Annotated in this window: 17 protein-coding genes; 1 reads left to right on the top strand and 16 read right to left on the bottom strand. The window is 48.1% G+C overall.

The genetic code is table 11. From position 1 onward, the window contains the following. Positions 1-69: 69 nt before the first annotated feature. From fdhD to BWI97_RS21290, 12 genes are all read right to left on the bottom strand, one after another. Positions 70-912 carry a formate dehydrogenase accessory sulfurtransferase FdhD gene (fdhD, locus tag BWI97_RS21230; RefSeq protein WP_199182056.1) on the bottom strand — a complete coding sequence of 281 codons (843 nt, stop codon included), beginning with the start codon at positions 910-912 and terminating at the stop codon, positions 70-72. A 257-nt stretch (positions 913-1,169) separates the two neighbouring features. After that, on the bottom strand, positions 1,170-1,715 hold the full coding sequence (locus BWI97_RS21235; protein WP_102202706.1) for a cupin domain-containing protein: 546 nt from the start codon (positions 1,713-1,715) through the stop codon (positions 1,170-1,172). Between the two features lie 452 nt (positions 1,716-2,167). Continuing rightward, positions 2,168-2,491, bottom strand: a complete 324-nt coding sequence (locus BWI97_RS21240) for a toll/interleukin-1 receptor domain-containing protein (RefSeq protein WP_102202707.1) — start codon at positions 2,489-2,491, stop codon at positions 2,168-2,170. Then, positions 2,488-2,976, bottom strand: coding sequence for a hypothetical protein (locus BWI97_RS21245; protein WP_102202708.1), 489 nt, complete (start codon positions 2,974-2,976; stop codon positions 2,488-2,490). The genes BWI97_RS21240 and BWI97_RS21245 overlap by 4 nt, the downstream gene beginning before the upstream one ends. A gap of 64 nt (positions 2,977-3,040) precedes the next feature. Continuing rightward, positions 3,041-3,883, bottom strand: coding sequence for a hypothetical protein (locus BWI97_RS21250; protein WP_102202709.1), 843 nt, complete (start codon positions 3,881-3,883; stop codon positions 3,041-3,043). Positions 3,884-4,095: 212 nt separating this feature from the next. Further along, positions 4,096-7,320 (bottom strand): S41 family peptidase, encoded by a 3,225-nt coding sequence (locus BWI97_RS21255; protein WP_102202710.1) that lies wholly within the window; start codon positions 7,318-7,320, stop codon positions 4,096-4,098. 613 nt (positions 7,321-7,933) lie between these two features. After that, positions 7,934-8,485: a pyridoxamine 5'-phosphate oxidase family protein gene (locus BWI97_RS21260; RefSeq protein ID WP_102202711.1), complete on the bottom strand. Its 552-nt coding sequence runs from the start codon at positions 8,483-8,485 to the stop codon at positions 7,934-7,936. Positions 8,486-8,576: 91 nt separating this feature from the next. Beyond that, positions 8,577-9,665, bottom strand: a complete 1,089-nt coding sequence (locus BWI97_RS21265) for an AI-2E family transporter (RefSeq protein ID WP_102202712.1) — start codon at positions 9,663-9,665, stop codon at positions 8,577-8,579. A 55-nt stretch (positions 9,666-9,720) separates the two neighbouring features. Beyond that, on the bottom strand, positions 9,721-11,322 hold the full coding sequence (locus BWI97_RS21270) for an alpha-amylase family glycosyl hydrolase (protein ID WP_102202713.1): 1,602 nt from the start codon (positions 11,320-11,322) through the stop codon (positions 9,721-9,723). Between the two features lie 157 nt (positions 11,323-11,479). Next, a complete protein-coding gene (locus BWI97_RS21275) occupies positions 11,480-12,325 on the bottom strand; it encodes an aldo/keto reductase (RefSeq protein WP_094814412.1) in 846 nt (281 codons plus the stop codon). A gap of 447 nt (positions 12,326-12,772) precedes the next feature. Continuing rightward, the gene (locus BWI97_RS21280) at positions 12,773-13,717 is read right to left on the bottom strand and encodes an AraC family transcriptional regulator (protein WP_102202714.1); all 945 of its coding nucleotides are present in this window, start codon (positions 13,715-13,717) and stop codon (positions 12,773-12,775) included. 586 nt (positions 13,718-14,303) lie between these two features. Then, positions 14,304-15,188: an SMP-30/gluconolactonase/LRE family protein gene (locus BWI97_RS21290; RefSeq protein ID WP_369826630.1), complete on the bottom strand. Its 885-nt coding sequence runs from the start codon at positions 15,186-15,188 to the stop codon at positions 14,304-14,306. Between the two features lie 367 nt (positions 15,189-15,555). Between BWI97_RS21290 and BWI97_RS21295 the strand changes: the two genes are divergently transcribed. Further along, positions 15,556-15,978: a DoxX family protein gene (locus tag BWI97_RS21295; RefSeq protein ID WP_094814418.1), complete on the top strand. Its 423-nt coding sequence runs from the start codon at positions 15,556-15,558 to the stop codon at positions 15,976-15,978. A 59-nt stretch (positions 15,979-16,037) separates the two neighbouring features. Here the strand turns inward: BWI97_RS21295 and BWI97_RS21300 are convergent, their stop codons facing one another. The 4 genes from BWI97_RS21300 to BWI97_RS21315 all read right to left on the bottom strand — a co-directional run bounded on the left by BWI97_RS21300 (position 16,038) and on the right by BWI97_RS21315 (position 23,364). Beyond that, complete coding sequence (locus BWI97_RS21300) at positions 16,038-17,774, bottom strand: cellulase family glycosylhydrolase (protein ID WP_102202717.1); 1,737 nt, start codon at positions 17,772-17,774, stop codon at positions 16,038-16,040. A 36-nt stretch (positions 17,775-17,810) separates the two neighbouring features. Next, positions 17,811-18,665: a family 16 glycosylhydrolase gene (locus tag BWI97_RS21305; protein WP_094814465.1), complete on the bottom strand. Its 855-nt coding sequence runs from the start codon at positions 18,663-18,665 to the stop codon at positions 17,811-17,813. A 53-nt stretch (positions 18,666-18,718) separates the two neighbouring features. Then, on the bottom strand, positions 18,719-20,254 hold the full coding sequence (locus BWI97_RS21310; protein ID WP_102202718.1) for a RagB/SusD family nutrient uptake outer membrane protein: 1,536 nt from the start codon (positions 20,252-20,254) through the stop codon (positions 18,719-18,721). A gap of 74 nt (positions 20,255-20,328) precedes the next feature. After that, positions 20,329-23,364 (bottom strand): TonB-dependent receptor, encoded by a 3,036-nt coding sequence (locus BWI97_RS21315; protein WP_233207938.1) that lies wholly within the window; start codon positions 23,362-23,364, stop codon positions 20,329-20,331. Between the last annotated feature and the right edge of the window lie 352 nt (positions 23,365-23,716).

Below are 23,716 nucleotides of genomic sequence, written 5' to 3' on the forward strand. Positions count from 1 at the left end.
CTAAGATTTAAGTTTGGGTAGTAGTTAAGTTACTCGTGCGGGGTATCGGCTATACGAAAGCAAGCACTTTCAGTATCCCTCAATGTTAAAATGGCTTCCGGAATGGTACATATTGAATCGATTATGACGCATAAATCCCAGTAAAGTAATATCAAATTCCTTGGCCAGATCCACGGCTAAACTGGAAGGAGCCCCGATCGCTGCTACTACCGAAATACCAGCCATGGCTGCTTTCTGAATCAGCTCGAAGCTGGCTCGGCCGCTTAGTACCAAAATCCGATCCCTGAGCGGTAATTGCCCGGTAAGGAAAGCATTTCCGATGAGTTTATCCAGGGCATTATGCCTTCCTACATCTTCCCGCAGGGCCAGCAGATTTCCCTCAAAATCAAAAAGTCCCGACGCGTGGATGCCGCCAGTAGCACTGAAATTGCTCTGAAAGGGTTGTAATTTTTCAGCGAGCTGATAAATCGTTTCGAGGCGAACGACCTGCGGCTTTTGGTCCAGTTTTTGAAAGGCACTGACCGTTCGGATCGAGGCGATGGAGCCTTTGCCGCAAACGCCACAGCTGGAAGTAGTATAAAAATTCCGATCGGCATGCATCAGTTGGGGCACGAAACCCGCGGCAAGTTCAACGATGATCACATTCTCAGCATTACGGGAACATACCGCCCGAGCATGACCAACGCTCCGGATCTGCTGCGGATCCGAAAGAATGCCTTCCGTGAATAAAAACCCAAGGGCCAGCTCGGCATCATCGCCCGGCGTCCGCATGGTTACGGATATATTTTTGGTGATCGTCGTGGCCTGATCCTCATACGAAATTCTGATTTCCAGCGGCTCTTCCACGGAAACCGCATCGGTATAAGGAAAACGCTCGTTCTCCGTCACTTTGACAATTTCGATCGTTCGCACAGAGTTTTGTTTCAAGGTATGGGCTTTCATGCCAATAAAACCGCTAACCCTGGGGTTTTGTTGTCTGCTGCTCACCCGATGGATATAAGCCTAACTCAGCAGGTTACTTCTATAGAACTTAAAAGGAATCGTGAAAGGAAAGAAAGAGCGGATGTAAACCTAAAGTACCAACAAACGCAGTAATAGAGGATTCACCTGGAAAAGTTGCTGGTGATGCTTCACTAAACACCAAAAACGGCGGTTAGCCGTATCGATAGCTAGACGCAATACTTTTGAATCAAGGCTTCTTCAATCCCCTTCTTACGTCCCAGATAAGCCAGCACGCTAACCAGGGGCGTAGTGATGAGTCCTGCCAGACCCGTCAACCGCATATCGCTCATCACCGCACCTATTCCCATATGATAGAGATTACTGGGAATATTCGCTTTTGAATACTGTCCATCCTGAGCTAAGCCACACAGAATTCTTAGCGTATTCTCCAAGCCCGTAGAACCGGGGACTACTTTATTGGTAAAGGTAATGGGATGGTCGTTCTGATTAAAGAACCGGTGATTTTCTCCTTTTTTTACTAAATACGATTCTCCCGGTTTCAAAAATATCTTCTTCCCATGCTTCAATTCCATGCCCAATACGCCTTCCTGTGCGGTAAATAGTTCCGTATACGCTTTGTGATAATGCATGGGATTGCCGCCACCCGGTTCCAGAGAAATTTCAAGTTCAGAGTATGCACCGGAAGTTTCTTCAGAGGTCGTCACGAATATAATGGTTTCCTTCAGTGCAGGGTTGTAAATCGTTCTTTTCATATCTAGTTTATGAATTATTAAGCCTTTATCGATGAGATCAGTTAGGCTGTTATCTTCTTGGTTTGCCCGCCGTTGTTGGTATTTAGTGAAGCGTCACCAACAAATTCCGCTTAAGAATTATCCATATAACAATGATCCAAGATCATGCAAACTAATTTAGTTTATTAAGAATAATAGGAATTGTCTACACATGCAGTGATTAGATCCTCTTAGGGTTATAATCATTCCAGTATATTATATCGAAACGCTGATCACAGCAATACTTCTACGACAAAGGGTTTATTTTTGTTAATAAATGAATAATTTTTACTTGTGTAAAGTTTAAAATTAAAAGGTTTAAGTGTATATTAGACCCACTTCGGAGAAATTGTTGGTGACGCTTTGCTAAACACCAACAACGGCGAGTATCTTGAGACTATTTTATAAAGAAAAAATAAATTTACTCAACTCATCTAAACATCATTTTCTATTCTAATATCTGCAATAGTTGGATAAATTTCAAAAATATTTAAATATAAAACTGGTATCTCTAAAATAGTAGCAGTTTGTAATTCAAACTTTACCCAATTAGATTTTAATGCGTTTGGAGTATTAATCAAGACTACTAAATCTGCTTGGTGGAGCTCTTTTACAACTCTCTCCTGTTTATCAAAAGAATCATTATCTATCAAATCAATAAATACTTTACCAAAGAAACTTATTTGCTCCTTCAAGTCTTGAAGTAATTCAATAGTAACTTCATTTTCATGCGTTGTATAGCTTAAAAATATATTCATTTTATTATATCTGTTGCATATAATACAAAAGCAAATGTATTAAGTATTAATATAACAATGTAAAGAGATATTGAAACATTAAAAATAGATCTTATAAATCTATTTTTACTTGTTCTATCGTTGTCTAAAGTAAAATCTATATTTTCATTCTCTACAGATGAAAGTTTATCAGCATTTCTTGCTTTAATAATTCCGAAATGTTTATCCATTTTTTCTCGTAGCTTTTCTTGAAAGAAATATGTAAAGCTATCTAGAAACCAAAAGGTAAAAGATAGCAAATATATTGTAATAAATAGAGACGTATCTAACTTATCACCTGCCAACTTAATCAATGAAGGAACGCATATACCGACTAGTATAATTAACAACTTTTTTAATTCTAAACTTGTAGTTGAAAAATTTAAAGTTGCACTATGTAATTGATCTATTATTTTCCAATCAATCTCATCATCTAAGGATTTTACGTACTCTTTACTTTGTTCCATAAGTCATTAATTTTATATTACATGAAGTAATTTTTATAGAATTGCATTTATTAAACTAATTAGCTTAACTAGTAGCCTTTTTATCTAATCCCGTATTTTTAAAAAAACTTTCAAATACGCAAATAAACTCACTTTTGTTTAGTTCAGGAATAAATTTCAATGTATTATTCCATAATAAATCATCATCAAAAGCCTGTTTTATATTATATAAAGTATTGTAATCCATAATACTTGATTTTCTTAATCTATTAGTTGAATTGATCAAAGCTGTCAAATCAGTACTTTGGCTAATTGTTAAAAAAATATCTAATGAATCTCTATATCTTTTTTTTACAGAAACACTACTTGACTTAGTTATTAAAGTTCCGAGTTCTCCCATTAATGGAACATTTTGATTCAACTCTATCCCATCCTGAGCCGTAATTTTCAAATTATAGTTAAAAAAAATATCATTATCAAATAGAATCTGAGAACTTGGCAATGCAATTGACTTCATCATAAAATTACGTCGTCTATACTTATTAGCTGGAATCTTTAAATCTATATGTTCTACATATAGATTTTGTGGATTTGTAGTTTCTAATGGATGAAGCAAATCAATATTATATATAAATTCTCGACCTAATACATTTATTAATTTAAATAATTGAAAATCGTGTTTTGCAGATAAAATAAATTCATTTTCTAAAAATGCATCAATTACTTCTTTTAACTTTCCTTTCTCATAGGCACCATCAAACAAAACATCTACATCTTTTGTACCCGGGTGTTCGATAGGCTTTGAATTAAGAAGAAAAGGAGCCCAACCACCAACAATTATATACTTCACATTAAGCTCATTTAGTAAGCTACAAGTGTCATAAAGCAGCCTAAGTGCTCCTGTTTGAATATCTTCGTACTCGATCATAAATTTATAAATTCTAAACAAGTTAAATGGGTATAAAAAAGACTTAATACATTATACTTCAAATTTAATTAGATCTAATAAAAATAATCAGACTTTTAGATAATAATTTATATTTACTAACCGTGAGATTGTTAAATGTGCTCTAATTATTTGATTTTTTATGGTCCTAGCTCCAAAAATAGCTAGGACCATAAAAAATCAAAATAAACTTCTTACTTCACCTCACCCAACAACACCTCAACCGCCTTTTCCAGCTGCTGATCTTTGCCGGTGCTTACCTGCTCGTAGTCGTTCCAGACTTTGATGTCGGGTTCGGTTTGCCAGTTTTCGAGGTATTTGCCGTTCATGGCTTTTACGCCCAGCGGCGGTACGCCCCAGCGAACGCTGTTGTCCTGCAGGGATTCCCAACCAGCGAAGGTACAGGTGCCCGGTACGGGCTGACCTACCAGTTTGCCCAGCTTCATTTCCTGTACGGTAAAGGCGTAGCAGTGACCGTCGGAATAATTCGCCTCGTTGGCCAGCGAAATGCTCGGCTTCGTCCAGCGGAAGTTGGGTTCGTAGCCGTTACTGCGGGTATCCGTGGTGTAATCCAGGAACTTCTTGCCCGAGAGGAACATCGCCAGATCGGCCACGAGATCGCCTCCGCCGTTGAAGCGGGTATCAATGACAATCCCTTTCTTATCGGCATACTTGCCCATTACCTCCTCGTAAGTCATACGGTACGCTCCGTCGTTCATGCCCGGAATGTGTACGTAACCCAGTTGACCCTTGCTCAGGCGTTCGACTTCATCCTGATTACGTTTCACCCAGCGACGGTACAGCAGCGTACTCTCCTCACCCAGCGATACGGGCTTCACAATGATTTCGCGACGTTCTTTGCCGTCTACCACCGTCAGCAAGGTATTCTTACCCGCCTTGCGGTTCAGGTACTGGGCCAGATCGCGGGCGGGCGTAATCGTTTCGCCGTCGATAGCCTCGATGATCATGCCAGGCTTTACGTTCAGATTCGCCTTCGATAGGGGACCATTGGCCAGCACTTCTTCCACCTTGATGCCGTTTCCGCTAAAGTTCGGATCGTAGAAAATACCCAGCGACGCCGTCTGATCGGCATTGGCGTTAAAGCTTCCGTAGGAAGAACCACTATGCGACACGTTCAGCTCACCCAGCAATTCGCTCAGCATTTCCGAAAATTCGTAGTTGTTGCTGATGTGCGGCAGATACTTTTCGTAATCGGGTTTGTAGCTGTCCCAGTTGATGCCGTGGTAACCGCCCGTGTAGAAGGTCTCCTTGGTGCGACGCCATACGTGCTCGAACATAAACTGCCGCTCGGCCAGCGTATTCAACATCATTTCACCGCTGACGTTAATGCCTTCCTGTTTCGAGGTAGCCGGATCAATTTTCACGATGCGACCGTCCGTATTCAGGAAAATGTTCTTCTGGTCTTTGTCCCACACCATTGAGCCCCCGCCGGAGTTCAGCGGAATCAGCATTTTGGTTTCTTTGGTACGCAGGTTCGTCGACCACAGGTTATAGCCTTTCTCAAAACGGGCGAGGTAATACAGCGTTTCACCGTCTTTACTGATCAGTGCATCGGCCAGCGAAGCCGAGTGGATGGTCAGTTTCGCCTTACGATCCGCCAGTCCTTCCCACTCGATCAGGATATTTTTGACGCTGTCTTTCTTGGCAACTTTGGCGTCTTTCTTCTTGGTAGTATCGGCTTTCGCGTTTTTTTCGTCGATGTCCTTCGCCAGAGCCGCCTCTTCCTTACTCAGTTTAAACTTGTCAAAGGCTTCCTGCGTAAAGAACATCGCGTATACGTCTGAGGTACCGCCGCCGCTCATGGCCGCCGCCCGCAAACCGTCGCGGTTACTGAACCAGAGCATGGCTTTACCCCCCATGACCCACTTGGCCCGGAAATCCTGGAAACCGCTTTCGGTCAGGTTGCGTACCTTGCCCTTACCGCTGGCTTCTACGATACCAATTTCTCCGGCGGCGATGCCCGGCATGCTGTAATCAAACAAGAACCATTTACTGTCGGGACTCCACTGGAAGTACTGGTCATTATCCCGCATCGAGAATAATTCCTTATCGGTCAGAATACTACGGGTCTGCTTGGAGGCGATGTTGTATACCTTCAGCGTCATCCGGTTTTCGATAAAGGCGATTTCCTTGCCGTCGGGCGAATACTCCGGCTCGTAGTTTTCCTTGCTGTTGTCAATGATCGGTGTTTCCTTGATCAGCGTGGAAGCATAGAAATAGGGTTCTTCCTTGCGGGTAATCCGGGTTTCGTAGATCTTCCAGGTATTACCACGTTCGGACGCGTACAGCAGGGCTTTGCCATCGGGCGAGAAGCTAACGTCGGTTTCCTGCTCGGGGGTATTGGTAATGCGTTTGGTAATACCACCTTCAAGGGAGCTGACGAATACTTCGCCCCGGAATAAAAAGGCCACTTCTTTGCCATTGGGAGATACGGCCATACCGCGAACACCACCGCTGACGGGCAGTACTTTTTCATTGTTGCTACGGGCATCGGCGGCGATACTAATACTCAGCTTTTGCGGTTTGCCGCTGGGCTGCATCGTGTACAGATCACCGTCGTAACTAAAACAGAGCGTACCGTTCTGAGCCTGACTCAAAAACCGCACGGGGTGTTTTTTGAAGGACGTCAGGGCCTGCGGCTGCGTCGGATTATCCAGCGAAAGTTTGTAGACGTTGAAGGAGCCGTTACCTTCGCTCAGGTATACCAGACTTTTATCGTTATCGGCGAAAATCGGATTCCGATCCTCCCCAGCAAAGGTGGTGAGTTTGGTATGCTTCTTAGCTTTGGCATCGTACACCCAAATGTCCCGCGTAATGGAGGAAACGTGGTGCTTCCGCCAGGCGTTTTCGCCGCCTTTTTTATCGTGGTATACCAGCTTGTTGCCGTCTTTACTGAATTTCACGTCCTCAGCGGGCGTCGTGAAGAGCTGCTCGACGCGGCCCCCCTGTAGGGAGACTTTGTACAATTCCGGTTGTGATCCGGTTGGAAACTGCCGGTTGCTGGCCACGTCCATGCGGGCAGAACCAAACACGACCTGCTTCCCATCGGGCGTAAACTCGTAGGGGTACTCGGCCGCCGAGTGATACGTCAGGCGTTTGGCCTCCCCGCCGTCGACGGCAATGGTAAAGACATCGAAGTTTCCGTAACGATCCGACGCAAAGGCGATGGTTTTGCTATCGCGGGACCATACGGGCATGAAGTCATGGGCTTCGTGGAATGTCAGCGGTGTGGCGACACCACCCGTAGCGGCCACTTTCCAGAGATCACCCTTGTAGGTGAATACTATTGTTTTTCCATCGGGCGAAAGGGCCGGATATCGCAGCCAGGAAGGCGTTTGCTGAGCCTGCGAAACCAGTGCCCAACTTGCCAGCAGTAAGGCGGTAATAATCTTTTTCACGGGAGAATGTTAGTTTGAGACAAACAGGCAAGATAAGGGTTTTCTTCGTTTGTTTTTAGGGATTTTGAGTGGATGTGAGGAGTAGTAGGTGTTTTTCTATAATGTTTATTTTATAGAGTCAAAAACTAGGCTTCTCTTGGGGGCTTGATTTGGTTCATACAATCAGTATTTCGTCCCGCAACCATGGCTGGTTTTTTAGTCCGTATGCATTCCATGCCGGGCATCCCATGCCGGCACGCCCACCGCTGACTTCCTCTTGCTCAGGCCACCGCATTGCCGAGGGAGCCACCATGGAATGGCCCCCATGGAATGGTAGACGGCTTGAGCCCAGCATGGAATGCGATAGGACCGGGATCGGGTTTATGTCGTCCATGAAGGTATTCAACTGTAGTTAACAACTGTGAACTATAAACTATTGCTGGAAAATGAAAACCTCTCCCGCCGGTGAGCAACGGAACGACCTACGATAGCCGCAACGCGGTGGCCTAGCGTAGGCTATCGTTAGTCGTGGAAAGGCTCATCGGCTACTAGCCAGCCAGTGAGGAGGACCGCACTACGTCTAGGTGTATAACGCACTTATTTCAAACCCATTCACAAACCCCTTAAAATCTTCCTACAGCAATCCCAGATCCGTCACCAACCCATCCAGACTTTTGAGGTTGTTTTTCTGTACATACTCCGCTAGTCCGTCTTCTCCTTTTTTCTCAGCCCATTGAAAATGAATGTCGCGTTCGCCGACGTAATCGTACAGGGGTACGCCAAAACCGCAGGAAGTCTGTACCAAATCGATGTCGGCGACAATCAGCTGACGCGTACTGGGATAAATCGTAAACTGCGGAGCAAGGCTTTCCCACTCCTCGGAGCCGGGCAATACGGCGTGACCTTTACCGTACAGTTTGAGGATCAGCGGGGAGCCTTCAAACGAGCAGAACATGAAGGTAATGCGTCCGTTTTCCAGGGTATGGGCGGAGGTTTCGTTGCCGCTACTGATCAAATCCATGTAGGCCACCTGGTTTTCGGATAGTACGCGAAAACAATCCAGTCCTTTCGGTGAAAGATTAACCCGGCCATCACCGCTCAAAGGTGCGGTGGCGACGAAGAAAATATGTTGTTTTTTGATAAATGCCTGCTGTGCATCAGGAATCACGGAATAGAATTTGCCCATAATCTTGAATAAGAAAAGCCCAAAACGATACGTGGCAAAAGTAGTATTCTTTTGCCACGTATCGTTTTGGGCTTTTCAATCTACTAGTGCCTTACTTTTTCCCGAACCAGCCTTTGACTTTATCCATGAAGTTGGACTCCTTTTTCTTGGGTTCCTCGCCAATCAGGAATCCGTACGGTTTCAACGGCTCAATATGATCGCAGATAATCTTGACGATACCCAGTAGCGGCAGGGCCAGAATCATGCCCGGTATTCCCCAGACGGTTTCGCCCACGACGATAATGAAGATCGTAAACAGCGGATTGATGTTTACCCCACTGCCCACAATGAGCGGTTCGAGTAAATAGGTTTGGATAAACTGTACCAGGGCGTAAACGATGACAATCCCAATAATCGCGTTGCTATCCCCGCTCTGGGCTAACGTAATAAGAATGGTTAAACCCGTTCCCATCAGATTTCCGATAAAAGGAATGATTTCGAGCAAACCGCATAGAATCGCCAGAAAGATCGCGTGTTTAACGCCCACAATGCTAAAGCCGATTCCGTACAGCACCCACAGCATGACGATCATACTGGCCAGTCCCATGAGGTACTTCTGACCAACTTCGCTGGTTTTGGAGATGATGGTACGGGCTTCGAACTGGTCGTCGGCGGGTGTTAGTTTGAGGATGAATGTTTTGATATGACTCCGAAAGAGCATCAGCAAAAACAGGTACACCAGCATCAGTATGGTATCCACGGCCATTCCCATAACTCCGTTTAGCACGCCCGTCACCACGGAAGAAAGCTGTCCGGAACTGGAGGACTGCTGTTCTTTTACCATCTCCTGCTGCTTTTTGGCATCAATACCCAGCGTCTGACTGATGTACTGTTTGGCTTTGCTGACCATATCAGTGATTTTCTGATCGATGCCGCTCATGTCTTCGATCAGATCGGACAGTTGCCACTGAATCAGAAAGGCCAGTCCGGCAATAACCAGCAGAAAAAGGAAAATGCACAGCAGGGCGGCGGGTCCGCGACTGATCCCTTTTCGTTCGAAACGGGTACTGAGCGGCAGAAATAACATGGCCAGTAAGCCTGCAATGACCAGTGGTACCAGTACGGGTTTAGCCAGGAATAAGGCTCCAAACAGGAGAAATAGAAAAATCAGAAAGCGGGTGGGCTTTACAAGTGCTTGCATCGGACAATACGGTTGAAGGTAAAAAAATAAATTGCTAGAAAACAGTGCCAGCGGTTCATTCCAACCGGATGATCACACCCGCCTGTTTATCCAGCGTTAGGGAATTATCTTTCCACTGTCCTTCCAGACTGGTAGAAGTAGCCAGCTCCACGTGCCCTTTGAACGCATACGCTCCCGTGTGAACGTAAACGGGTTCATCACTCAGATTCAGGGCAATCAGGAAGCGGTCCCGCCCTTCCCAGCGACGAGCGTAGAGCAAGGCCTGTTCATTGGAAAATACCGGAATGTATACGCCGCTGTGCAGGGCGGGTTCGCGTTGCCGCAGGGCCATCAGTCGTTTGTACAGCCAAAGGATCGAATCCGGGTCCTGTTGCTGCGTTTCTACGTCACTTTCGAACGTACTGGCCCTGATCCAGGGGCTGACCTCACTGAAACCACCGTACACGCTGGGGTTCCAACGCATATTCGTTCGAACGGAATCACGCATGAAGTACTGACGTTCTTTCACCAGCGGCTGCGGGTCTTTTCGTTCGGCTACCGGAATTTCGGTCTGCGTCATCCCGATTTCGTCGCCATAGTACAGCGTGGGCGTTCCCCGAAGCGTCAACAGTAGCATTGCTGCCACGCGGGCCTGAGGGGCTCCTACCCGACTGGCGATGCGTCGCTGATCGTGGTTGGCCATGACCCAGTTGGGCCAGGCCTGCGGAGGTAGCAGCCCTTCGTATTCATCAATGGCTCGGGCGATTTCACTACTCTTCCAGGGTAACACCAGCAATCGGCTATTCATGGACAGGTGAGCCCCTTCGCCTTTGATGCCGTGATAAAATATGGTTTCAGGCGTAGGCAGATTCACTTCCACGAGCATTAACCGTTCCTCGTATTCATCGATTAAACCCCGCATTTTGCGAACAATGTCATAGATTTCCGGCTGATGGGCCGAATACGTTGTTAGCAACTGTTCATCTTCCGGCATATCGGGTGTAAAGGCGGAATTATGCGGATTATCCCGCCAGTGTTCGTCTTTGATGAGGTGCCAGAAGGCATCGATGCGAAAACCATCCGCTCCGCGATCCAGCCAGAACCGCATGATCCGGAGCATTTCCTGCTGTACTTCCGGATTCCGCCAATTCAAATCCGGCTGATGTTTCCCGAAGGCATGGTAGTAGTATTTTCCAACGGCAGGCTCCCATTCCCAGGCCGCTCCACCGAATTCGCTGAGCCAGTTGTTCGGCGGATATTGATTGGCCCGGGGTTCTTTCCAGAGGTACCAATCATGTTTCGGATTTTCGCGGGAAGAGCGGGATTCCTTAAACCAGGGGTGTTCGTCAGAGGTATGGTTGGGTACTAAATCCAGAATGATTTTCAGTTGACGCCGATGAGCTTCTGCTACCAGTGCCTCGAAATCGGCAAACGTGCCTGCTTCGGGATCGATGGCCGTATAGTCCGAAACGTCATAGCCAAAATCGTAGTGGGGTGAAGGATAGAACGGCGATAACCAAAGGGCCGTTATGCCCAGCCATTGGAAATAATCCAGTCGCTGGATCAGGCCTCTCAGATCGCCTACCCCATCGGCGTTACTATCCTGAAAAGATTTGATGTATACCTGATAAATAATTCCCTGTTGCCACCAACGTTGCGTAGTTGAGCTGTTTTCCATAGCTGATTCAAAAGTCCCGTGATGGGTGCGAAACGTGCTTGTATCAGGGAAACGATCTAAAGACCATTCTGTTTATACGTCATACTTTTTCGGAAAAACGCAACAGCCGAAATCACCTTGAGGTGATTTCGGCTGTTCCTAAGGTATTCTTTGTCCGCTACATCGAAAGTTGTTCAAACTCTTCCTCGGAAAGCTCAATATCGGCGGCCTTGAGGTTTTCCTGCAAGTGTTCGATGGAACTGGTACCGGGGATGAGCAGAATATTGGGTGAACGCTTCAGCAACCAGGCCAAAGCAATCTGGGCCGTAGTAGCCTGATGGGCTTCGGCAATCTGCTGAATTTTATCTTTGAGTTTGTCTGGACCCGATGCCAGCGGAAACCAGGGGATGAAGGCCATCCCCCGTTCCACGGTATAGTCGAGTACGGATTCCCATTGCCGGTTACCAAGGTTATACAGGTTCTGCACGGACACGATGGGTACCACTTTTTCGGCCTGTTCAATCTGTTTGACATCTACTTCACTCAGGCCTACGTACTTGATTTTACCGGCTTTGACGGCTTCGGCTACCGGAGCCAGCGTTTCTTCGACGGGAATTTTAGGGTCAAAGCGGTGCAACTGCCAGAGATCGATGGTATCGACGTTGAGACGTTTCAGACTTCCTTCGATATTTTCCTGAATGTACTTGGGATCACCGTTGGGTACCCACTTGTTGGGTCCCGGGCGGTTAAAGCCCCCTTTGGTTGCAATCACCAGACCCGAGGCATACGGTTGCAGGGCCTCGGCAATCAGAGTTTCGTTGTATTTAGGTCCGTAGGCTTCGGCCGTATCAATGAAGTTGACACCCCCAGCCACGGCGGCCTGAAGTACTTTTTTTGCATTTTCGCGGTCGGCTACTTCGCCAAACACACCAAAGCCGGTGAGTTGCATGGCTCCGTATCCCAGACGGTTGATCGTCAGATCTCCGCCCAAATCATAAGTCAGGGAATTGGTTTGTGTTGACATGGTCATTCATTGGTTTCAAACGAAAATCTTCTTAAGAATCTCATGCCATGCGTGGTGACGAAAGTATCCCAAAGCTCCGGGTTCTCTATTTCCTACGTTTGGGTTGTACCTAAAGCACAGAGCTTTGTATAAACATCAACGTTTGGTGGAATGGTACTCCTTAAAGTTGGGCATGCTAACCCCGAAGGGGTTCCATTTGATTAGCCCCGTATGCAATGCGGGGTACAAATGCGAGATTAAAACTCATGCGGGGGAAATTTCGATCCATGGGTGCAATGCGGGGTACTAATGCGGCATGAAAGAGAAATGCAAAAATCCTCCATGGGTACAACCCATGGCTATGGATATTGAACCCCTTCGGGGTTGGGCTTGCTAATCCTGAGGCGGTTCAATATCAATACGGGAAGCCTAAGTGCGGGACGAAGACAAATGCGTGAAAACAGTAAACTACGCCATCGTCTGCCGCTGCAACTGATGCGAACTGCGGCGGAACTCGGCGGGTGTGATTCCCGTATTTTTCTTAAAAAACAGACTAAAGTTCGGCTGATCGGCAAACCCGATGCTATAACCGATATCCTGTAGATTCCAGTTGGTCTGCAGTAAAAGCGATTTCGCTTCTTCGAGCAATCGGTTTCGAATGTGCGTACTTACGTTCTGCCCCGTGTATTTTTTGAGTAAGGCATTCAGGTAGTTAGGGTGCACCGAAAGATTGGCCGCGAACTCCTTCGCCGTTTTGATGGCAATGGGCTGCGTATAGTTGACATGAGCCGTTTCCTTCTCTAGTAAATGGAAAAACTCGTGCACATGTTTGTACTCTTCCGAAACGTGATTGGGTTCTGGAAAATCAGCGATCCGAGCACATTCAATCATCACTAGCTGCAAATATGCCTGAATAACATCTTCGTTGAGTTTCTGGCCGGACCGCTCCTCTTCCAGCATGCGTTGAAAGAGCGGATTCAGAATGGCCACCTGTTGTGGACTCAGTCGGATAACGCTCTTTTTCTTGTCGAGAAACAGGGTGTACTTGTCCAGCGTAGCTTTCAGTAGTGGGTGATGATCGAGCAGCGTCTTTTGAAAGTTACAGGAGTAGCCGCCCGCGTTACACGAGCGTTTTTGCCAGGAAATGATATCACTGGGGTGAATAAAAATAATGGTGGGGTCATCCAAATAATAGGTATGCGTACCAATGGTCAATACGCCCGAGCCCTCAGTAACTAAGAGGATTTTATAAAATTCCCGGCGGTTGGGAGACAGGTAATTCCGGCAGGGATGTTCAGCCCGGTTGATAATGCGGACGGGTAAGGTCTGAAAGTTGTCCCGAATCACGGGGATCAATTCCGGCACATCCCGTAAGGTATCAATGGTTCGCGTATCCAGGGTTTTGGGTTCCATCGGCGATAGGGAAAAGGTCAGGATGAGGTAAAACGGGTATTCGAAAATCCGAAGATTTCTGGAGGATTTCAGCCCTGCCGCTGAAATAGCTTCAGTAGCAAACGTCTGATAAAGGTTTGAACGGAAAAAGGAAAATGAAAAGTTTCCGCGTTCGGGAAATTCTGTAGGTTATTGGTAACAGAACCTTTATTTAAAAGCAAGTGCGTGTACCGTTCTACTTCATGTATAGGAAACAAACCAAAGTCCTGCATTAAGAGTAAAGGCTGCTATTGCGAACCATACCGCTTGCAATCACCAGTAATGGCCAGACTTCTCGTTTTCTGTAATTTAATCATAAAGGACATTTTGTCCATTGTACGTAAAAAACTAATTTCCAACGGATTAACAAAAAAATAACATCCTAAAAGTGAAGCAACTTTTAGGATGTGAGAGTTAAACACTATGCTTTAATTGATTGTCAGAATTTTACCCCACTCATACTCTATTCCAAGTAAAGACGAAGGGATACATCTACCTGAAAATCAGAAATCAACTGATTAGAGAAAATAGTACGAGTAAGCAGAACGGATCACTAAATGCCTCCTGATTATTTCGCACCTTTCACTTGCATATCCATCGTATATACCGCCTCGGAGGCCGTGATGAACAGGGTACGGCGATCTTTTCCACCGAAACATACATTTCCTACCCAACCCGCCGGTACGGGGATGGTCTGGATCAGCGTTCCCTGGGGACTATACACCCTGACACCCTTACCTGTCAGATAGATGTTTCCCCGTTCGTCGATGGTCATACCATCGGACCCCTGAGCCGTAAACAGTCGCCGATTGTTCAATCGTCCATCGGCAGCAATATCGTACTGGTACGTTTTGTTGGCCTGAATGTCCGCTACATATAAACGTTTCCCGTCGGGCGTTCCAATGATTCCGTTGGGTTTCACAACCGTACTATCCACGAGTTGAGCTTCTTTTTTTCCCTTGGGCAGGAAGTAGACGTACTGTCCCGGAAGTTCAGGCTTTTTTCGCTCCCAGTAATCCCGTTGGTAATAAGGATCGGTGAAGTAAAGATCCCCTTTGGGGGTAATCCACAAATCGTTGGGGCCGTTCAATCGGTTTCCGGCTTCACGGGTCAGTAGTACCGTCACTTTTTTGTCCGGACTAATGGACCAGATCTCATTATTTTCATCCGCACAGGAAATCAGATTCCCCCTGGCATCGAAATACAGTCCATTCGAGCGACCCGTTTTATCCATGAACAAGGAAAGTTTACCTTCCGTATCCACCTTCCATATCTTATCGTTGGGTTGATCCGTGAAATACACATTCCCTTTTTTATCGGCGGCGGGGCCTTCCGTAAAGCTGAACTGTTTAGCAACCAGTTTCAAGGCGGCACCCGGACTCGTTACGGAATCAGCCCGCGGGCTGATTTGACTAAACCCCGGAATTCCGGCCAGCATCAGTACGGCAAGCATTCGTTTCATATGGTAGCGTTTATGGTTAGACTTCTTGTGAATGTATTGAAAAACGGTGAGCTCTTAAATGTCGCAATCTCACCCGCTGAATGCCGGACTTACACACCTCGTTCCAGCCAAGGCTACATTACTTTTGTATTGATCATCGCACCTAAAGGATGAACATCCAGGAACTTCTTCAGAACCAGCAGCAAATGACGTAGAATTTCGTTGGGAGCTAATCCTTTTTTATCGGGTCCCTACGCAACGGCATACGTATCTGTTAAAAAAAATTCAGCAGGGCCTGTAAAAGGCCAGCAATCTTACGCATTAAACGGCATATTCTTACCCGTACTATTCTCTTCCGTTCACCTCTCATTCAATTACGATGAAACCGAAAACGATCAATCTATGGTACTGGACTCTGACCGTTCCCTTTGCCCTTCTGATGTTCATGGATGGCATAGGCGGCCTGATGCGAGCCGAAGCCGGTCAGGAAGTCATGCGGCATCTGGGCTACCCCTTGTACGTGCTCAGTATTTTTGGAATGGCCAAAGTACTCGGAGCGATTGGCCTCATCCAGCCCTGGTATCCCACGCTGAAGGAATGGGCCTTTGCGGGCTTCACCATCAATTTTATCGGAGCAGCAGCTTCCCGGGCGTATGTAGGTGATGCTATGTCGCTTATACTGATGCCCCTGGTGATGCTTGCTTTGCTGTTGGGTTTGTATGTTCTGGGAAAAAAGCGGGACCGTATGCGGGGAAAGTCGCTTGAACTAAGGTATTCGACTGACATGCGTAAACTCGCTTAATCCTATTAAACACAAACGGCAGAGAAACCCCTGCCGTTTGTTGCGGATTCTATTGAACATTACCTATTAAAATGTAGTGATTCCAGTTTAAAACCGCCTTTATCTACGTACACCCGCAGAGTATTTACACCCCGATTCAGCCGAATGGACTGAGCGGGTGTTAAGCTCCAAGCTTCGCCCTGGTTTCCCAGCGGCATTGCTTTTACGACGCGTTTGCCATTGACGTCTACTGAAAGTGTTCCACCGGGTGAAGCCACCCGAAAAGACAGTTGATACGTACCCGCTTTTTCGGCCTGAACCGTATACTGCAACCATTCGCCCGCTTCGCTATGACTGATGTAGTATCGGTCTCCTTCCCGTTCAATATCCACACCGTCGTTGCGGTACTGGCGACCTCGGTTGCCGACGGTATTGACGCCGGGTGTGTAATGATAGCTGGCGGAGTCCGTATCGAAGTACGCGGACCGCTGACGACCCAGATCGAAATCCACGGCTTTGATCACCGTATTTTCCCTGAGTTGATGGGTGGCAAAAGGTCGCGTCTGGCTGGACTGTACCTGTCTAAATAGGGCGTCCACTACATCTGGATGAAAGCGGTTATTCTCCAGTTTGAGATTTTCCAGCAATTCATTTAGAATTCGTTCGGCTTCCGCAGCGGAAGGTTTCGCTCCCTTACCGGACCAATACGCCAGGAGTTGTTCATAACCCGGCGTAACTTTGATTTCCAGCGGATTGTTGATTCCCATCTTCTTTTCCTGCCACCAGCACCAGCCGATGTCGTGGCGTTCCATCAGGCCAATGGCATCCGTGAACCAAGTATTCGAATTTTCCCCCGATTCACCCAGCCAGATGGGCACTTTATAAGTATCCCGCAGCGTAAGGAATTTCTGAATGGCTTCCTGATTATTGAAGTTTCCGTATTTGTGAAAACTCAGGGCCATGTTGGAATCCCAGGTGGGAAGAATGCCCTCGTAATTATTACCGAACCCGTTGCCTTCGATGATGATCAGGTGATTTTTATCCACTTCACGAATGGCCTGCGTAATCTCGACCATCAGTTTCCGTAACGGAATATTCTTCTTCTCGGCCGTACCCCGGACGTCTTTCGGATCTTCGAAGCCCCAGTTGGGTTCGTTGATGATGTCATACCCGCCAATCCAGGGATGGTTTGCGTACCGCTCGGCCAGCTTCCGCCACAGGGCTATGGTTTTTTGCTGATTCGCCTCGCTCTGCCACAGGGAAGGTTTACTTGGGTCGCGGTCCGAAATGGCCAGGTCATTGCCCTGTCCACCCGGCGTAGCGTGCAAGTCGAGAATCAGGTAGACCTGATTAGCCTCACACCAGTTCAGCAGGCTGTCCGTTAGAGCGAAGCCCGTTTCCAGCCAGGTATGCTGACCAGTCACCGGCTCCTGCTCCGTCGGTAAGGTATAGAGGTTGTAGTGCATCGGCAGCCGGATGGAATTGAATCCCCAGGCAGCCATGGAATCAATGTCAATTTTTCGGGTATGGTTGTTCAGCCAGCGGGTGTAAAAGGCTTCCGTCTTCTCCGGTCCGATAAGCTCGCTGATAGCGGCTTTGATACGGTACTGTTGCCCCAGGTTACTCAACCGGAACATGTACCCTTCCTGCAGCATCCATCCCCCCAACCCCATCCCCCGCAGGATGATCTTTTTGCCCGCTCGATCAACCAGTTGAGTACCTTGGGCTTTCAAATACCCCTGACCACTGGCTGTTAGTGAGCACAAAGTCGCCAGTGCCACTCCGACGAGCAGCTGTATTCTTTTTCTAAAAATCATTGGTTCAATGGTAAAACAGGCGGTAGAGGCTACGCTTTATTTTTCGATCATTTTATAGACGCGGACGTAATCCACTTCCATCGCCGCCGGAAAAATAGTGGGATCAACGCCCTTGGCCCCGCCCCAGTCTCCCCCAACGGCTACGTTGAGCAGGAGGTGAAAACGCTTGTCAAACGGCCATACGGCGGAACCTTTGCCTTCGTTGACAAATTCGAAGATGAACTCGTCGTCAATGTACCCGCGGATGGCGTAGGGCGTCCAGTCCACGCGGTATCGGTGAAAATCCTCCGTAGCCCGGTCGATGGTACGGGTAGCCGTTTTTTGAGTATTGATTTTGAAGTAGTAGGCCAGGGTGTGCGTCGTAATGTGAACTACATTGGGGTCGTATCCCACGTGTTCCATGATGTCGATTTCGCCCGAATTCGGCCAGCCGCCGTAGGCCCAGTCGGTGGGCAACATCCAGATGGCAGGCCAGGTACCTCGCCCCGCCGGAAGCCTGGCGTTGATCTCAAAACGTCCGTACAGAAAGTCGCCCTTGCCTTTACTCACCAGTCGAGCCGAGGTGTAGTCTTTCCCTTCCTTACTTTCCTTGCGGGCTGTAATCGTCAGTTTTCCGTTGGCGACGCGGGCGTTGTTTTCGCTGTCCGTGTAGTACTGTAGCTCGTTGTTACCCCAGCCACTACCCCCCAGATCGTACCCCCATTTCTTGGCATCGGGTAATCCTGTGTAGTCAAATTCATCCGCCCAAACCGGCGTTTTTTCAAAAGTCCAGCTCAGGTCTTTGGGACCGCTGGTAACCGGTGGAGCCGGACTGACCGGCGTTTTCTGACCCGAACAGGCTCCGATACTGAGAGCGAGTAAGGCGGTACAGGAAACCGTTAGCAATTTCATACGCATGATTGAATAAATCGGCGGAGGCTAAAATGCCTCCGCCGATTGTCCGATTATTTCGTTCCGCCCCACTCTTTATTCTGCTCGATCTTGGTGTTCTCCATTTCCAATAAAGGAATCGGCAACACCTCATTCCGGCCTGCTACGAAACCTTTAGAGGCCAGTACTTTCGCCGCCGTACCCCAGCGAACCAGGTCAAACCAGCGATGACCTTCGCCAGCCAATTCCACCCGACGCTCCCGCATGATGTTGTCAAGCGTTGCGGGTACGCGGTGCAGGTTGTCCTGATAGGCCCGGTCGCGTACGGCGTTCAGCAGAGCTGCCGCCCGTACCTGGTCTCCACCTCCCCGAACCAATGCTTCGGCTTCCATCAGGTAAGTATCAGCCAGACGGATTTCGTAGATATTCTGAGGATAGTTCAATTCCGGTGCACCCGCTCCCGTCGGCCGATCTGCCTGACGAGCCGCGAGTTTGTTCAGGAAATAACCCGTATTCATGTACCCTTTTTCGTAGCTAGCGATTCCGTTTTTCTCCAGACTGTCTAAGTTAGCAATCGTTGCCTGATTACGCGGATCAAAATGAATGGCATTGAACAAATCCGGCGTCACCACCAGGAAGCTCCAACCCGATACGTAATCCGGAGCACCTTCTTTCAGGGGCTTGTAGCCCCGGGGACCAATCATGATGTTCAGCACGTTTCCTTCCGTACAGGAGATACAATCCCAGGTTCCGGCGGAAGTATTGGTGAACGAAATCTCAAAAATGGACTCGCTGTTGAATTTATTCCGGGTTTTGAACAGATCGCCGAAATTGCTCAACAGCTTGTACCCATACGTATTCGCACCGCCCGGTGTACCATTCACCAAAGCCAGTTCCTGAGCTGCCTGGGCAAATTTTTCCTGCTGTAGATACACTTTCCCGAGCAGTGCATGAGCGGCTCCCTGCGTAGCCCGACCCGCTTCCGTAGCTACGGGTACCGTGACCGGTAATACCGCCATGGCTTCGGTCAAATCCTGTTCAATTTGCTTGTAGACGTCTGCCGGAGGAGCCTGTAGTACATCGTACATCTCACTGGTGGAAACGGTCTTCGTCAGTAAAGGAACGTTCTTGAAGAGCCGCACCAGATCGAAGTAGAAGTACGCCCGCAAAAACTTGGCTTCCGCTGCGTAGCGGTTTTTCAGGTTTTCGTCCATGGGAACGCTGGGTAACTTCTGCAGCAGCGTGTTTGCCCGGAATACGCCCGAAAATCCCTTTCGCCAGAGTTCGCCCTGCGGGCCTACTGCTGGCGTCAGCGTGTAGTTGGAGAATACCTGATAATCGGTTACGTCGCTCGGACCACCACCACCGGCGTAATGATCATCGGAAGCTGCATTGACGGCCCCTACTTTCGTGACGTAGCCACCCCCCTGCCATCCGACAACGTCATACACGGCCACCAGCCCGTTAAAGGCTTCCTGCTGATTCCGGTAATAGTTGGTTTCCAGATCGGTACCGCGAGGTTTTACTTCCAGGAAGCTGTCCGAACAGGAACTTAAGAAGAGCAAACCCGTCGTTAGGAGTACGCCCAGTGATCTATAATTTCGTTTCATGTGTTTACAAAAAGAAGGGAATGTCGCCGGAGATTTCTTTTCTGGAGAGGACTCCAGCGACGGTTCCAAAGTCATTAAAATCCAACATTTAAGCCCAGCATGAAGGAACGAGCCTGGGGATAAATCCCACGGTCGATGCTCAGTACACCACCACCAATTTCCGGATCATAGCCCGTGTACTTGGTGAAGGTCAGCAGGTTTTGACTCATCAGGTAAATACGGGCTCGTTGCATACCCACTTTCGAAATCACCGCTTTTGGCAGCGAATACCCCAGTTGCAGGGTTTTGATCCGGAAGTAACCGCCGTCTTCCAGGTAGAAATCAGAAGGATTCAGGAAGTTTTTGTTTGGGTCACCGCTCACAATCCGGGGATAGCTGTTCGTCGTTCCGGGTCCGGTCCAGCGATCCAGTACCTTGGTTTGCCAGTTGGCATTCTGAATATCCAGACGGCGTAAACCCTGGAAGATTTTGTTGCCCGCAGCACCCTGACCAAAGAAGACCAGATCGAAAGCCTTGTAGGCAGCATTGAGCGTAAACCCGTACGTGATCGTTGGCGTAGGATTACCCAGGAAGGTACGGTCGAGGTCCGTGATTTTTCCATCACCGTTCAAATCGGCCCAGCGGAAATCGCCTGGTTTGGCACCCGGCTGAATGACGGTACCATCACTACTCTTGTAGTTATTTACGTCTTCAATCGTCTGGAAAATACCCATCGTCTGGAAGCCGAAGAACGAGTTGATCGGCTGACCTACCGCTGTGCGGGTGATGGGATAACTACTGGCCTGGAAGCTTTGTCCGCCCGACAGATATTCCACCCCGCGACCCAGGTTGGTCACTTTGTTTTTGATGTAGGATACGTTCCCGTTCAGAGACAGGTTAAAGTCACCGAACTTCTTGTTGTACCCCAATTCCAGTTCAACCCCCTGGTTCGAAATATCGGCTACGTTTGCGGCTGGGTTCGAAATGGCTCCTACGTACTGAGGAATCCGGGGATTCTGTAAGACATCCGTAGTCACTTTCTTGAACCACTCCAGCGTCACACTGACGTTGTTAAGCAGCGTGGCATCGAAACCAATGTTGGTCTGACTGGTTTGTTCCCATTTCAGGTCCGGGTTGGCCGGAGCGTTGGGGCTGTAGCCGATGATGTAGCTGCCGGATGTTCCGAAAGTGTAATTCCGTCCGCTACCGATTGTTGAAAGGTAGGCAAAGTCACCGATCGCATCGTTACCCACAATACCGTACCCACCCCGCAGCTTGAAGAAATTCACTACACTTTGGGAGGGGAAGAAGTTTTCGCGGGAAAGTACCCAGCCCAGCGACAATGAAGGAAAAATACCGTATTTATTGTTGGCACCGAAACGCGACGAACCATCGCGACGAATCAAGCCCTGCACCAGGTATTTTTCGTTGTAGTTGTAGTTGATCCGGGCAAAAAGCGAACTCACTTTGTGCAAGGCTCCTTCCGAACCATCGGATGACCGCTGGTCGGTCGGACGCTTGTAGTTGAGCGAAGCATCTTCAAAACGATCGGCGGGAATGTTGTAGAAGGTGACGCTTGTCATCTGCGTATTGTTATCCTGGTACGCTCCCTGGCCTAACAGTACAGAGACGTTATGAGCACCGATTTCGCGGGTATACGAAAGGGTGTTTTCCAGGTTCCAGTCCAGCCGACGGTTATTGGATCGGTTGAATGAAGTTTGCGAAGTAATCGTCGTAGCGTTTAGCCAGGCCAGCGGCGAAAAGTTTTCACCACCCCAGAAGGAAAGTTTTGCCCCCAGCGTGGAGCGTACTTTCAATCCTTTGATTGGTTCAGCCTCCAGATATGCATTACCTACGAAGTTATCCGCCCAGCTGTTGTTACCCAAACGGGTTTGGATATACGCTAACGGGTTGGTGATTTCCTGAGCAACGGATTGTGAAATACCGTACGGGTTACCATTTGCGTCGCGGCGGATACCAATGTTGGTATACGGAGCGGCTCCCGCTACAGCAGGATCGGTGACGACCGTCGGCGTCAGGGGATCAAGGTTGATTACCGAGCTTAGCGGACCACCGAATTCACTGTTGGTATTGCCCAGACCGATGGATTTATCCCGGGCGTAACCCAGGTTCTGTCCGAAGTTGAGCCATTTTGCAATCTTGTGCGTCGAGTTTAAACGCAGGTTCAGACGCTTGTATTTGGAAATATCCGTGGCTACGATACCTTCCTGATCAATATAACCCAACGACAGATAGAACGTCGATTTTTCACTACCACCACTCAGGCTCAGTTCGTGCTGCTGGCGGCGAGCGTTGTTGTTGAAAATGATGGATTGCCAGTCCGTACCCGCTCCCAAAGCTGCCGGATTAGCGTATACGGGCTGTCCACCGGCGTTTACCGAAGCCTCGTTCCGGATGGTGGCGTATTGCGTAGCATTGAGCAGATCCAGTTTTTTAGCGGGCGACGATACGCCGTAGAAACCGTTGTAATTGACCTGAATGCTACCGGCTTTTCCTTTTTTAGTGGTTACCAGGATAACCCCAGCGGCTGCCCGTGCTCCGTAAATAGCTTGCGAAGCGGCGTCTTTCAGTACTTCGATGGATTCAATGTCTGACTGGTTCAGATACCCAATGCCGCCGTTATCGATGACGACACCATCCACGACCCACAAAGGATCATTGTTGTTTAGGGTTGTAATCCCCCGTACCCGTACCGAAGAACCGGAACCGGGCTGGCCAGAACTCGACGCGATGGTTAAACCAGAAGCCCGTCCCTGTAACGCTTCTTCCAGACGCGTGATGGGCATCGTCGCCAGATCCGAAGACTTGACACTGGAAATGGCCCCCGTAACCACACTTTTCTTTTGGGCTCCGTACCCTACGACCACGACTTCGTTGAGATTACCCGCTTCCTCTTCCAGCGTTACGGCTAACTGGGTTTGATTTCCTACCGTAATCGTTTGGCGTAACATGCCCACCTGGCTAAATACCAGTACCGATTCAGAGCCTGGCACGGAAATCTTAAAGTTTCCGGCGGCGTCTGTGGTTGTACCTGTCGTTGTACCCTGCACCTGCACGGATACACCCACCAGGGCGGATCCATCAGACTTGGCGGTTACTTTCCCCGTCACAGTGAGCCCTTGAGCCCACGCTCCTATCGAACTTGTTAGCAGGCATAAAACCCAGACTAATCCCGTAAATTTTCTCCTCATCTGAGATGAATATGGTTTGAGTAGAACTAATAAAGTAATTGTGCAAAGCAGGCTCAAAAGTAGAGTGACGTACCTGGGATTCGGCTTTTTCACCACCCCTACATAAGCTCTACAACTTCTGATTTTTACTGCATTTTTTACGTTTACTTCCTCTACTTAACCACTACACTCTTTTTGTAATATCCTGATAATAAATACGTTGTAAAGAATATTTTTTTTATAACTATATTGATAATTTATAGAACTACTTGACCTGGTTTTTAAACCTTTT

Origin of the sequence: Siphonobacter sp. BAB-5405 (genome assembly GCF_002872335.1) — a bacterium.
Taxonomy (GTDB): domain Bacteria; phylum Bacteroidota; class Bacteroidia; order Cytophagales; family Spirosomataceae; genus Siphonobacter.